Genomic DNA, 13,742 nt, shown 5'->3' on the forward strand with positions numbered 1-13,742 from the left:
CAAGTATTTTGTTTTAGCCTTTTTTAGCATTTTTATTTTTTGCCGAAAATTGCAATTTTGTTGATTTAAGAATTGTTTAATGCTGTTATTAAATAAATATAAATTTATAAATAATAGTTGGTACAAATTTTATAACTAGTAACGTGTTATATGGGTTAATAATGCCAATGGGCTTTCATTTTATTTATTTTAGGATTTTTGTAACGAAAGCTTATGGTAGTGTGATGAAACTATATTTTTTAGCTTATAGCAAATGCTGTAGTTCTTCTGACATCTTTTATAGTAAAAATCAGGTTACTATACATAAACTTTCTTTTTGTTAATTATTTTAATCTTCGTTTTAAAAAAGGGATGTGAAAAATCATGAATTATTATAAAGCCTTTGATGCTGGAAGTAGTATATATCTGGTTGCATTTATGATTGATTATATTATAGAGCTGTTTAGTATTAACAGTTCAGGTATCAAGACTACCGCATTAGGACTGAAAATAATTACAAATATGAATGAGCATTCCTTAAACACTACTTTTTCATTAACATGGGGAATATTAATTTCGTATTTAGTATTTATCTTATTTTTTATGTCCGCCTTTCATTTCTTTAAAAAGATAAAAACCAGATGACTATATGGCAATGTCAGTTAGAGTAATAGTCTTATTCAGAAGAATCATTTGATCTGATTAGCCTTGACTTATTAGCATTTTACGCAGATAAGTTAAGGCTAATTTTTTGTGTAGTAATAAATATTTTTCGGTGCAATAAACAAATTTACGGTGCAAAATAATTAAATTTTGCACTGATAAACTGTTAAATGCACTGATACTTAGTATAAAATATGTAAGAAGAAACTAGTTTATAAAGGAGACGTAATACTTTGAAAGTTTTTGATTATCAAACTTTAAATGGTTTGAAAGTAACCACGAAAATGATTGAAAAACTAAATCTGATCTATGAGCTTAAAGGTAAAACGGATCATATCTCCTTAAAGTCGAAAGACACAATGGATAAGTTATTGATGGTCGCAAAGATTGAGAGTACAGACTCATCCAATCGAATTGAAGGAATTGCAACAAGTAATGCACGGCTTAAGAAATTAATGGATCAAAAAACGACTCCGAAAAATCGGAGTGAAGAAGAGATCTCTGGCTATCGTGATGTTTTAGCAGTAATTCATGATAATTATAAATATATCAAGATTACACCCAATAATATATTGGCATTGCATAAACAATTGTTCGATTTTACTGAAAGCAACTGGGGCGGTCAATTTAAGGACATTGATAATGAAATTATTACTACCTTTGCAGATGGTCATAAAGAAACTCGCTTTACTCCACCACCAGCTTGGATGACACCCAAATTAGTCCAAAGTTTATGTGAAACTTATAATGATGCAATTTGTGATAATTCTCTTCCGCCATTAATACTGGCGGCAGCATTTATGTTGGACTTTGTATCAATTCATCCATTTAGAGATGGCAATGGCAGAATGTCACGCTTGTTAATGCTACTTGAATTACAACAATTAGGTTTCGAAGTTGGTAAGTATATTAGTTTGGAACGTTTAATTGAAAAAACTAAGGCGCAATATTACCGGACTTTGCTAGAAAGTTCAGGTAAAGCATGGATTAATAATGAAAACGATTATGAACCATATGTTGACTACTTTTTGAGTATCGTTTTGAAAGCTTACCGTGAATTAGATTCACGAATTGACATCACTAGTGATATGGAAAAGAATCCGGAATCATTGCTATTGAATAAAATTATTAATAGTTTAAAGCCGTTATCTAGACAGGAACTAATGAATTTAGTGCCTCAATATGGTGAAAGTACCATTAAGCATGCTTTAGCTAGGTTGCGCAAAGAAAGAAAAATAGGTTTAGTAGGCAAAGGAAAGGCAAGTCGCTATATTGCCAATGACTAAAGCAGTGTAATAAATAAATTATCGGTGCAAAATTTAATTATTTTGCACCGATAATTTTAGTAACAGAAGAACTAAGAAAATTGTTCTATATATTAGCATATTATCGTTGACGATCTATTTCTAAAAACAACAAGTTTGTTAAAATTAACAAAATAACTAGGTAATATTATAAATTTAATTAAACACTGATCCGAGTGAAGAATGGTTGACAACTATCTTTAGCGCTCTTTAGTAGTTTGGGTATCACGGATTCATTGGTATTTCTATTTAAGTATCTCATTTTAATATGAGCATTGCTTATTGTGCCAGACTGTAGAGAGTGTCAATCTGGGGCAGACATATAGCCTGAAGTGCAATAGTAAAGCCCCATTAGAAATTTTATCTGATAGTTTATAAGTTAAGATATAGTTTAATGAATATGTCAAAAGCAAACTACTAGATACATCTGAATATACCAATAAAAGGATAAGTTTTCTTTTGTTCTGTAAGAAAGATGTAGTCACTGGAATAGCATAGAAACCAAATAACTATTAATAGAATTTATTACAGGGTTATTTTATATGATACACTAAGTAAGAAATAGTTGTGCTTTTATAGTTCTGATAAAACACATCAAAGGTTAGTATCTATTAAATAAATTTGTTAGTTTATTTGAGGGCTTTATGAAAAATAAAAAAGAAGACTTGCATACTGAATTTAAAAGGGCTAAGAAAAGTGTTCCAAAAGATATGTGGCCGACTGTATCTGCTTTTGCTAATACTGATGGCGGGACTATCTATTTGGGATTCACTGAAATAAAGGAAAATGGAAATGTAAAGGGATATAAAGCTACTGGAGTAATGAATCCTGAAACCATGATTAAGGATATTCTTGATACTTCTAATAATCCTAGAAAGCTTTATCCGAATGTTATTGAAGAAAAAAATGTTCAAGTTAAAGAAGTTACTTCGAAAGTAAAAATTATAGAGGTTTATATACCAAGAGCTCCTTTTAAGGAACGGCCTATATATATAAACGGAGACCAAAAGAATTCTTTCAAACGTGTAGGAACTGGTGATAAACGAGTAAATTCTGAAGATCTTAAAGCAATACTAAGAGACGCTTATGGCGATGATAGTGCAGAAACATTAGATGGATTTGATTTCACAGATTTAAACTTGGTAGATATCCAAAATTATAAAGCTTTTTATGCGGAGCAAAATGAAGAACCTGAGGTAATTGAAGAGGATAATAAACACTTTTTCAAAAGAATCGGTCTTTACCGAAAAGACAGAAAAGATAAAAAATTCAAAATAACAAGAGCACTATGGAGGACTACGTTTGATGATGTAATTAAACCCCTTCCTAAGGATTGTCAAGAAACGTATAGTCTCTTAAATGATAAGGTTGTTGTAACATATAAAGATTTGGGACACCTATATTCTAGTAAATGGAAAGGACACCAAATATTAAATGATATGATAAACAAAGGCTTAATTGAAAGATCTGGAAAAGGACCAGGAACAAAATATATGATATCGAGGAATTTGCCTTGGGGTAAAAGTGCATAAAAGTAAGTTTATGACGAAATGGATTGTAATATATTTTGAGAATTAAAATCGTTTGATAATCGTTTGGTTTATTTAAAAAATTTGCATACATATTTTTAAAAACGTTGATAAATCAACATCTAAAAACCAAATAATCATTTGGTGATTGTTTGGTTTAGGAAGTAAGAATAACTGCTAAATGGCGAGATTTCTTCCTTTTTCACATCATTTAGAGTGGAATATGTAAATTAAACTGGAGCACGTTTCATTTGTTTATCCGTTTCCTAAAATGAATTTTTGCATGATTTGAATTTTCAAATTAATCAAGGTAAAAAAATCGCTGTAGTGAGTGAAAATATTAGTATCTTAGGCTTTGATACATACGAAAAATTAATCAGAACTAATGCTGATTATCGTAAGATGTACAATTTACAAAAAGAGGCTTATGTCTAGGTATAAATAGATATAACAAAAATAGATAAAACCTATGTTTACTTTAGTGATAAACGCAGATTTTATCTATTTTATATTTTAAAACTTTTAAATTGTTATTTTACTTCGTCCATATCATCTTCAGTTAAACGGTGATGGTATAAGCTTTGGTCTGTTTTATCTATGTCTGTTGTTAAAGCTTCCTCAATAGCATGTTGAATATCAATCATGTTTTGCTTGTTGTAAAATGGTACGGATATTTCGTATGCTGAGCCACCCTTTTCAATTGATAATTTAGTCATAATACCATTTAAAAAGATGCCGATACCAATTAATAAGACAATAATACCGATTGCTGTATCAGAGTTGAACATTCCTAATCCAATCATTGCTATAATCACACCAAAAATGAAGTCTTTAATGGAGTAAGATGTGTCAATTGAAGCATCAGATATGTTTTTTAAGGGAATATTTTGTTTATGTTTACCAGCCGGAAGGAGCCCCAATACTGTATTTTGCTCCACTATTCTAACAAATCTATAGTCAACTGCCACTGAACCCTTAATCCAAAAAAGTAATGTACTAGCAGAAAATTCTTTTTTAAACCATGTCTTATTACGTGACTTATCCACTGCTACTTTCTTTTCTCCTGTTTCTTTTATTATTTCTGGCATATTTTCCTCCTAAATTAATTATAAAAAAGCCTTAAGGCCTTAATAAATTCTTATAAATTACTATAGCACATTAAAGCTGTTACTAACAGTGCTCTACAGGCTTTCTAGGCAATTTTTATAGCATTTTTACTTAAAATGCTGTTGTCGGTTCCCAGAAAGGGGTGATTGAAATAATAAAAAAGTGGGAGTATAAATTGCAAGGAGTATGGTTATTTTTCAAGCCTGTCAGTCCAATCAAAAATTTTAATGTTACAATTCTAGGACTTTCTGGTAATAACATAACTTCAGTTGCTGTTTCAGCGTTCAACAAAAATTTATTTAAGTAACATATTAAGCATAAACTATATTTTGATAATTATAAGAATAAACCGTATTTTATATGTTATTTTTTGATAAAAATTAGTTCTTAAATTTCATACACTTTAAAGATATATAGCTAAAATTTTTTATGGTATAACGTAATAAAATTTATATATAAAAAGCATTTACAATATAATATACAATTATATAATAGCAAGAGTAATCATGAAAAATAAAACAAAAAGGTTATTATGTGTTGTGTACACACTTTTTATTTTTAATAATTATTTATTGAAAGGAAAATATTTCGAAAATTGCAATTTTAAGTTGAACACCCTACTTGATCTGATAGATGCAATCTAATCTTCTTTCATATAATTCATCGCGGGTGGTGTGGTAGGCTAAGATCCTGCGGGGCAGGTTATTGCACCATTCCTCAATGCCATAGATTTGCCTTAAGTCATAATCCTTGATGTACTTGCCTTTAGGAATGAAGCGCCGAATTAACCGGTTGTGCCGCTCAACCCCGCCCTTCTCACAAGAAGTATAGGGGTGCGCGTAGTAGACCAGCGTCTGCGCTGCTTCTTCTAACTGGGCTAGATCCGCAAACTCAGAACCATTATCGGTGGTAATGGTCTTAAAGACTTCGTGCCAGTGTTCCTGGTATTGGCTGCGTAAAACTTGGATAATTATGCGGTCTTGCAAAGCAAGATGTTGGCCCTTTTGGTGACTAGATATGGTAGAATTAAGGGAGTTCATTGGTAACTTCTTTCTAGAATTAGGTTGGTAATTACATTCTATCAGAGAAGTCCAATGGACTTTTTTCATTTTCTAATCAGGGCAAGTGTTCAACTTTATTTTACAATTTACCAAAGAATCTTATTACAGATTTTTAAATGGAGAAATAAAGTCGATAAGTCGAGGGAAATACAGCCGTGAAAATGAAGGATTGTATATTCATCATATTACGGAAATTAATCATCCAAATTTAGCGAATCGAAACTATATTGGTCACTTAAGTATGATTTTAAATATCAAGCTAAAGATAGGCTGGTTTATTGCGATTTATTTGAACATATAGCTTTGCATGCTTTAATATTTATTGACAGTGATGGTCATTATGGAAGAAATGGTTATGATTTTCTTGGTAATATGGCTATACAATGGTATACAACAGATATGGTGCCTAAGCCAATGTGGATGCAAAAAGTATATGAAAGAGCTTATTTAAATAAAAAACAGACTACGTGCTTCCTAGAAACGATAGAAAAAGATAAAATGCATGGTATAAAAGCTAAGGGCAATCCACAAGATGATGAAATGGCGAGGTTTATGTTTAAAGAGTTATTGCTAAAAAAATTAAAGATTCAAACCCCCGAGGAAGAAGAGAAAGCATGGCAAAAATCACATCCATTACTTGTAAAGAACAAAATAGATCCTAGGGTACCTCGCAAAAAACTATTAAAGCTGTTATATGAAGCAAAATATTATGAAGACTTTAATAGTCTAAATCTATTTATCGATTCCCAATTAAATAAAATTAGGGATGATTTACTTGATGATTATGAAAAAATATTCGAAATCAAAGCATAACAACTATTAAGTTCGACTTATAAAAATCAGTTAGTAACTCAAAAAAATTAACAACATTAAAAGAGTCTGGGAAAAAACTCTAACCTAACTAAAAAGGCTGACAAATCACGTCAATAAAACGTTTATTTGTCGGTCTTTTTAAATTGTAAATTTTTTAATTTAACTTCAAAGAGCACTTTTTTCCCAGACACTTATTTTTTACTCAATTTAACTTAAAATCCTTATTTTTCGTCTAAGGCTTCTCCATTAGTTTCTATAACATGTTTTATCCATTTATAAGACTTTTTTGGTCTTCGCTTTAGAGTACCGTGGCCCAGATCATCCATGTCAACATAAATGAAACCATATCTTTTTTTCATTTCACCTGTTGATAAAGAAACAAGATCAATAGGTGCCCACATTGTATAACCAATACATGGAACTTTGTCTATATTTATAGCATCCCTCATTGCTGAAGTGCTTCATAATAGTTAGACAATAATCAGACTATTAGAAGCACTTTTTAATGACTAAATATTCGATTACTTTGAAAACTGAAATTGTTTATAAGTATCTAGCACGCCAAAACCCTTTGACTGGCTTAAGCAAAGGATATGGCATTGAGAAATGTTGCAATAACCTGCCCCGCAAAAACTTAGCCTACCACACATCTGAAGAGTTATATGAAAGAAGATAGGATTGTATCTATCAAGCCAATTAAGGCGTTCAACTTAAAATTGCAGTTTTCAACAAAAACAAGTACTTTGATAAGTCAGTTAGCAACGGAATTCAAAGCTTTAAATTTAAGACGTTTTATAAAATAGAAAGTTTTATTATTGGCTAATGCTTTCTTACGCAAATATTAAAGTCCGTTGGGGCTTTTTATACATAAATTTTATGTTATACCGATTTTAATTAATACAATTGTCATATAGTGCACACATTAAATTTGATATTTGTAACTGTAAAAATGATCTTCTCGGATTGATTTTTTGCATAAAAATAAAAAGTCACTTGCGTTTTAGCTGATGCTTCTATACTCTTTTAACGCTTCAATTAGAACTTACGAGAAATTAATCTTTTCTTTTTTACCCATTTCGACTAAATATTCAGAAACAGATACATTCTTGCAAACTGTTTTTTCGTTCAATTTGCGATATTTAATTATGTCCACAATGGCAATAGTTTTTACCGCGTTAGAATTAGTCTTAACATCTTCTAATTTTGAAGATTTATGATAAATAGATTTAACAACTAGTGAGCCAATGGCATCATTAGCTATACTAATAGCATCGGCTATATTTTCTCCCCCTTAAGTCCAAGTAGCGCCCTGCTCCATTCCTTTTCTAAGTTCCTTATAGCATAGCGTATTGGCACAACAACTGATTTACTTATTTTTGGATTAAACATGACCTTATGAGAATTATGAAGTGGCTTTATTCAACGAAATCTTGTATTCAGTTTTTAGTTCATTAAAGTAACAATGCTCTATATACCCATCAGATTGCAGTCGTCCCACAATTATTCCAGGGCTAATATTCAACTCTTCAGAAAAATTTTTAATTGAGTCCACATTAAACGTTTTTTTCTGAAGAAACTTATGGTATTTATTTTTTGGAATAAAGAAGTTTTCTGCAAATTTATCAGCTTGCTTTTCCTTTAAATTATATTTTTCCATATCTTTATAATTTGAATAAAAATCCTCATGATAAATATGACCTAACTCATGAACAAAAGAAAACCAAAATATATCTGAATATTTATTTTTATCAGTAATTAGTAAAAGTATACTACCATTTTTGAATTTTTTAATAGCACCATTAAGTCTTGCGCCCGGAAGATTTGGAAATGCTTCTAAAACAATACCACAATCCAATAATGTATCTTTTAATTTAGGATAAAAATCTTTTGGATCTTGTACAGTCATGCTTTTAATAGTATCAAGCTTTTGATCTAATTTTGATTTGTTAAATTTATTACTAGTCTTGTTTCTAGCCTTATTAGCAGCTAACTCAAGCATGACATTTGAACATACAATAGATTTTTCTTCATTTTTTGATTCAGATCTACGATAGCTAACTGAAGAATTGAATTCAAATAATTTAGACAAATTGGAATAGTTTAGTAATTTTCTTAATTCTTTTATTTTATCTTGAATACTATATCTTTTATTTTCTATGAAATTATTTTTCTTTAAATACGAAAAGTCAATATAATTACAAACTTTCTGTTCTTCAATGTTCTGTTCATCAATGTTCTTTTGATTTTCAATATCGGCCATTTTGGCAGAATAGCTTGCTTGAATATTCAACCAGCTTTGCATAGAAATACCTGTTAGTTTGGCTAATTTATTAGCCGTGGAATCACTTATGTTTTCCTCCCCATTAATCAATTTGCTTACCAACTTAGCGGATACACCCAATCTATTGGCAAATTCTGCTTGTGTAATATTTAAATCTTCTACGATTTCTTCTATATATGAACCCGGATGAAAAGCAATTAAGTCTTTATATTCTATTATATTACTCATAATGTTTGCTGACCTCCATTATCCTAATTTGAGTTATGCAATCTGATTTTTTAAATATTTCTTCAATATTATATCCTTCTATACAAATTATTAGTCTATATGGACTTTTTCTTCCGTTTATATCAATAGCGTAGTTATCAGCTAGATTTCCTTTTAATTTATGAAAATTACATCTAGGACTATTTATAACATCTTCTAGAGTTTCTACATTTTTAATAAACTCTATTCTCTGAATCAATTTTTTGGCATCTTTTTCAGGAAAGTCTCTCTTAGCACGCATTATTGAAGTACATTGCTTTTTAACTTTTTTATTTTTATACAAAATCTCCATGTACTATCCTCAATGTCGCGAAATTACCTTTTTGGTAATTTTATGATATTACATTACTGTATAAGAGTCAAATTTTTCAAAGCATGATTTATGTTTTGAACCCTTTTTTAGTTAAAATTATTTTTGCTTAATTATTTAACTCATTTAAAATGAAAGTACTAAACCCGCCATTATAAGCAAGAAAAATTTTTAAAGGAAATTGCTACTAATTTGTGATAAAACGGATATAACCTAATGATTTATTCAGAAAAATAGTCAAAATAATTTTTTAGGCAGGAGAAAATAATAATGAAAAATGTTCAAAGACTAACTACTGTGTTAGCAATTGTTTTGTGGCTTGTTGTGATCGGTATTTTTGCAGTTGCTATCTCTAACAATCAGTTGTGGAGTATGGGCCCGGTTATTGCATATAATCGACCTCAGAATACTCTTGGCTGGTTAATTGTAGCTGCTATTGCGACAACAGCGGTCAGTGTAATTCTTAAGTTGACGCAAGATAAATAAAATTAAAAAAGATTATTGCACCATTAAAATAGGTCAAATTATATATGTAGTTACTGTTAGTCTTTTTAAAAATCTTGCGCACATTTCCAAAAAAGAGTGCCACGGCAAGTAATAAATATAACAGAAAACATACCTGACAAGAGTTAAATATTGTCAGGCTTTTTTGATGAACGACAAATACTAAAGTATAATTAGCATTAACGTGAACCGTACTAAGATAGTTCAATTTAAGTTTTTTAGATAATGATTAAGTAAGAGAAAAAAGCTTACAAACTAAGGGAGGGTTAGAATATGAGTAATATAAAAGTTTTGGTAACAGGAAGAATGCCAGAAGCTGGTTTGACGGAGTTAAGAAAAAACTTTGCTGTGACCCGTAAACCAGAAAAAGAAGGTAGAGCCTGGGTTTTAGCACATCTATCTGAGTATGAAGGTCTGATACTCATGGGAACACAGGCTGACCGTGAATTAATTGATGCCGGCACTAACTTGAAAATTATTTCTGCTAGTGGCGTTGGCTATGACAAAATTGACATTGACTATGCAAAGCAAAAAGGAATTGTTGTTGCCAATTGTCCTAAAAGCGTTCTTATTCCCACCGCTGAAATGACATTTGCCCTAATTTTAGCAACTATGAGACGTTTGCATTTTTATGATAAATCCATTCGCACTGAAAAATGGGTTGATGTTTCTAAACCGGAAAATATGGGGACGGGACTCCAGGGAAAAACGCTTGGTATATACGGTATGGGGCGTATCGGCTCTGAAGTAGCCAAGTATGCCCAAGTCTTTGGCATGAAAGTCATTTACCATAACAGACATCAGTTAAGTTCTCAAGAAGAAGCAAAAAAGAATGTTCATTATGTAGATTTTGATACTCTTGTTAAAACAGCAGATGTGATTACCCTGCACGCTCCGGCAACTCCTTCTACAACAGGCGTTTTCGATGCTCAAGTATTTAAGCAAATGAAAAAGACAGCTTATATTATCAATGTTGCTCGAGGTAAGCTGATTAAACAAAATGATTTAATTGCTGCATTGCAGAACGGTGACATTGCCGGAGCTGGTTTAGACGTATATGAAACTGAACCAGAAGTGCCACAAGCTTTATGTGAACTAGATAATGTGATTTTGTCACCTCATGCAGGTTCAGGAACACTGTCTGCTCGCACGAATATTGCTGCTGAGGCTTCACAAAATCTCATTTCATATTTACGGGATCATAAGTCATTAAACCAAGTTAATAAGTGATCTTTTAATTAGTAAAAATAACCATGAATAAAAGCCAAGCTTTTACTTGGCTTTTTTCTTTTACTGTAATATAATATGAAGCTAACTACATGAAGTATACTTCACATTGCTAAGAAGGTGAGATTATCACAAATTTAGTTAAAGAAAATAGAAAAAAGCTGCACTTAACGCAACGTGAACTTGCCGCTAAAGTGGATGTCACTGAACGAACGATTATCTCAGTAGAAAACGGTAAATACAAGCCCTCACTCATCTTGGCGTATAAACTAGCGCAAGTTTTTAGGACCGATATTGAAACCTTATTTTGTTTACAGGAATATGTAGAAAATGAAGAAGAATAAGAAAAGAAAGATCAAATATTATTTCGCAGCGTGCTTTTTTGTATTATTAGCACTTCTTGAGTTAGTGCTGATCAGCTTAGAGGTTATGCAGCACCGCAGGCAAACCGATATACCGAAAAATATTATTTATGCAGTTTTTGCTATTAGTTTTGCTTTTTATCTTTATTATAAAGCCAAAACTGTGGGTACAGATAAAGATGATGAAGACGAGCGTGATGAGTTTATTGTAGTAAAAACTGATCACCAAATGTATAAAATAGCTAACTGGTTAATTTATATTCTGAGCCTGGTCTTTATGACTGGGGCGGCGTTCATGTATGAATCTCAAGGCTTTACGACACCGGTCATAATATTGACAACCATTGCCGCTACTTTAAGCGTCTTATGGAACTTATTATTATTAATTGAAATGATTATAGGTATTACCAATGAATTTAGAAACTGATGAGACATAAATACTGCTAAATAATATCCAAGCGACTTTGCATTTTAGTACAAAATTTTTTCCACTTGCTTTACTGATAATGACCTCTTAGTCAAATAGTATTGTAATCACGGTTCTTCTCAAGTTTAATTAATTTATCATCTTTAATGAATGAAAAAAATTATTAACAAAACTGAGGGAGAAAAATAATGATTTACCATAACTATTCACATTTAAAATTCTTTTGGCTCAATGTTTTCGGTTTGATATACAGTACTTTAAATATCTTTGCTGCTTATATGCTTAGTAATTTGATCAATATGGCAACTAAGAGACAATTTTCAGTCTTACCTTCTTTAATACTGCAGATCATAGTAGCGCTAACTATAATCTTAATTTCAGGCTTACTATTTAATTACTTAAAAACCGATGCCGTTAAGCAAATTAACACTAAGTTGAGATCTAAAGTACTGAAAGGAATGCTGCTAAATAAAGAAGAAGACAGCTCTGATTTAGGTTTTTTAACTAACGACTTTAAGTTATTAGAAACTAATCGTTATGAAGCTGAAATTGAAATTCTGATCTATGCCTATACCGTTATTTTGGCGCTGGGTTATGCTTTATATTTAAACTGGTTTGTTACCTTGATTTATTTCGTGGGCTCAGCAATCCCTACAATCGTCTCCAACTTTTTCCAAAAACCAATTCAAAAAGCTTCAGGTGATTGGACTAAGGCTAACGACAAGTATGTCAGCCAAACCAAAAATATTTTAGCTGGTACTGGAACTTTTAATTTATACGGCAAGCAAGACAATGCTGTTAAGCAAAATAAGCGTGCAGTTGAACGTCTGGAAGAAAAACTGGCCAAAATGAATGTGCTGAATAATAATACTAATACCTACCTTAACATTATCGCGATTGCCAGTGCATTTTTACTACCATTTGCTTTTGGGACATTATTGGTAGTCAATGGTCAGATAACATTAGGAGCATTATTTGCCATCACCCAGCTTTCTAATTCTTTTGTTAACCCTATCCTGCAAATTTTAAATGAACGAAACAATTTATCTACCACTAAGGGTATCGTTAACAAGATCAATCAGTTTATTGCTAAAGGTGAGCAAAAACCGCAAAACGGTGTTGCTACTGCTGACTTTAAACAATTAGAAGTGAAAAATCTGACTTTAAAACGGCAGGATAAAGAATTAGCTAGTCAAATTAATTTTGCAGTTGCAAAAGGACAAAAGGTTGCGGTAATTGGACCATCTGGCTCTGGTAAATCCACCATGCTCCAATATTTAATGTATGGCGATTATGGTCAGGCACAAGAAGAGTTGCTTAATCAAAAGGCCGTTAAACCTGGTACTTTTACTAATTTGTTTGCATATTCAAGCCAAAGCGCAGTCATCTTTGCCGACTCATTGTGGTTTAACCTTACGTTAGGTGCCGACATCCCGCAAGAAGAAGTTACAGATGTGTGTGAACATTTAGAACTGGGACAGCTGGTTAAAGAAAAAGGTTTTGACTACCAATTAGGTGATAATGCGGATCAATTATCCGGTGGTCAGTTAGCACGAATTGAACTGGCAAGGGCTATCTTAGCCAAACGACCAATTTTATTACTGGACGAAGTTAATGCCTCATTGGATAAGGCAACTTCTCAGGCGATTCATGATTACTTGTTTGCGTCTAACTTCACTTTCATTGAGGTTATTCACCATTATGAGCCAGCAGAGTTAAAGCGTTATGATGCTGTAATTGACTTTAATAATTATATTTAAAACATGGTTTCAAATAAAAAATAAATGTATGGTAAATAAAAAGCTTACTTTTTGTAAAAATAAAGTAAGCTTTTTTATGACACCAAGTATGTATCTAAATTATTTCCAGCTATTTTTAATACAGTGGCTTTAGTAGTATTGCCACTGA

13 protein-coding genes and 2 pseudogenes are annotated in these 13,742 nt (G+C 31.5%); 10 read left to right on the plus strand and 5 right to left on the minus strand.

All coding sequences use genetic code 11. The features are described 5' to 3' along the window. The first annotated feature begins 875 nt into the window (after nt 1–875). The 3 genes from H3U49_RS07000 to H3U49_RS07010 all read left to right on the plus strand — a co-directional run bounded on the left by H3U49_RS07000 (nt 876) and on the right by H3U49_RS07010 (nt 3,910). A complete protein-coding gene (locus tag H3U49_RS07000; protein WP_232347645.1) occupies nt 876–1,928 on the plus strand; it encodes a Fic family protein in 1,053 nt (350 codons plus the stop codon). A gap of 662 nt (nt 1,929–2,590) precedes the next feature. Next, nucleotides 2,591–3,478 carry a helix-turn-helix domain-containing protein gene (locus H3U49_RS07005; protein ID WP_198180737.1) on the plus strand — a complete coding sequence of 296 codons (888 nt, stop codon included), beginning with the start codon at nt 2,591–2,593 and terminating at the stop codon, nt 3,476–3,478. 276 nt (nt 3,479–3,754) lie between these two features. Beyond that, nucleotides 3,755–3,910 (plus strand): hypothetical protein, encoded by a 156-nt coding sequence (locus H3U49_RS07010; protein WP_198180738.1) that lies wholly within the window; start codon nt 3,755–3,757, stop codon nt 3,908–3,910. A 95-nt stretch (nt 3,911–4,005) separates the two neighbouring features. Here the strand turns inward: H3U49_RS07010 and H3U49_RS07015 are convergent, their stop codons facing one another. Both H3U49_RS07015 and H3U49_RS07020 read right to left on the minus strand, forming a co-directional pair. Then, the gene (locus H3U49_RS07015; RefSeq protein ID WP_198180739.1) at nt 4,006–4,563 is read right to left on the minus strand and encodes a hypothetical protein; all 558 of its coding nucleotides are present in this window, start codon (nt 4,561–4,563) and stop codon (nt 4,006–4,008) included. Nucleotides 4,564–5,199: 636 nt separating this feature from the next. Then, nucleotides 5,200–5,541: pseudogene (locus tag H3U49_RS07020) on the minus strand (IS30 family transposase); the annotation flags it as partial. Nucleotides 5,542–5,946: 405 nt separating this feature from the next. On the opposite strand from H3U49_RS07020, the gene H3U49_RS07025 reads away from it, so the two are divergent. Then, nucleotides 5,947–6,456: a hypothetical protein gene (locus tag H3U49_RS07025; protein ID WP_198180740.1), complete on the plus strand. Its 510-nt coding sequence runs from the start codon at nt 5,947–5,949 to the stop codon at nt 6,454–6,456. A 221-nt stretch (nt 6,457–6,677) separates the two neighbouring features. Here H3U49_RS07025 and H3U49_RS07030 read toward each other — a convergent pair. After that, nucleotides 6,678–6,908, minus strand: a pseudogene (locus H3U49_RS07030) (family 1 glycosylhydrolase); the annotation flags it as partial. Nucleotides 6,909–6,961: 53 nt separating this feature from the next. On the opposite strand from H3U49_RS07030, the gene H3U49_RS07035 reads away from it, so the two are divergent. Further along, entirely contained in the window at nt 6,962–7,132 is a 171-nt protein-coding gene (locus H3U49_RS07035; RefSeq protein WP_198180742.1) for a hypothetical protein, read from the plus strand. A gap of 726 nt (nt 7,133–7,858) precedes the next feature. Here the strand turns inward: H3U49_RS07035 and H3U49_RS07040 are convergent. Together H3U49_RS07040 and H3U49_RS07045 are read right to left on the minus strand one after the other, a co-directional pair. Further along, complete coding sequence (locus tag H3U49_RS07040; RefSeq protein ID WP_198180743.1) at nt 7,859–8,965, minus strand: HigA family addiction module antitoxin; 1,107 nt, start codon at nt 8,963–8,965, stop codon at nt 7,859–7,861. Continuing rightward, nucleotides 8,958–9,296, minus strand: coding sequence for a type II toxin-antitoxin system RelE/ParE family toxin (locus H3U49_RS07045; RefSeq protein ID WP_198180744.1), 339 nt, complete (start codon nt 9,294–9,296; stop codon nt 8,958–8,960). Before H3U49_RS07045 ends, H3U49_RS07040 begins: the two co-directional genes overlap by 8 nt. Before the next feature lie 288 nt (nt 9,297–9,584). On the opposite strand from H3U49_RS07045, the gene H3U49_RS07050 reads away from it, so the two are divergent. From H3U49_RS07050 to H3U49_RS07070, 5 genes are all read left to right on the plus strand, one after another. Beyond that, nucleotides 9,585–9,800 carry a hypothetical protein gene (locus H3U49_RS07050; protein WP_198180745.1) on the plus strand — a complete coding sequence of 72 codons (216 nt, stop codon included), beginning with the start codon at nt 9,585–9,587 and terminating at the stop codon, nt 9,798–9,800. Nucleotides 9,801–10,091: 291 nt separating this feature from the next. Continuing rightward, on the plus strand, nt 10,092–11,048 hold the full coding sequence (locus H3U49_RS07055; protein WP_198180746.1) for an NAD(P)-dependent oxidoreductase: 957 nt from the start codon (nt 10,092–10,094) through the stop codon (nt 11,046–11,048). A 125-nt stretch (nt 11,049–11,173) separates the two neighbouring features. Continuing rightward, nucleotides 11,174–11,389 (plus strand): helix-turn-helix transcriptional regulator, encoded by a 216-nt coding sequence (locus H3U49_RS07060; protein WP_198180789.1) that lies wholly within the window; start codon nt 11,174–11,176, stop codon nt 11,387–11,389. Continuing rightward, entirely contained in the window at nt 11,376–11,834 is a 459-nt protein-coding gene (locus H3U49_RS07065) for a hypothetical protein (RefSeq protein ID WP_198180747.1), read from the plus strand. The genes H3U49_RS07060 and H3U49_RS07065 overlap by 14 nt, the downstream gene beginning before the upstream one ends. A 188-nt stretch (nt 11,835–12,022) precedes the next feature. Continuing rightward, nucleotides 12,023–13,594 carry an ABC transporter ATP-binding protein gene (locus H3U49_RS07070; RefSeq protein ID WP_198180748.1) on the plus strand — a complete coding sequence of 524 codons (1,572 nt, stop codon included), beginning with the start codon at nt 12,023–12,025 and terminating at the stop codon, nt 13,592–13,594. Nucleotides 13,595–13,742: the final 148 nt, after the last annotated feature.

Source organism: Lactobacillus sp. W8174, assembly GCF_016100975.1.
Lineage (GTDB): Bacteria > Bacillota > Bacilli > Lactobacillales > Lactobacillaceae > Lactobacillus > Lactobacillus juensis.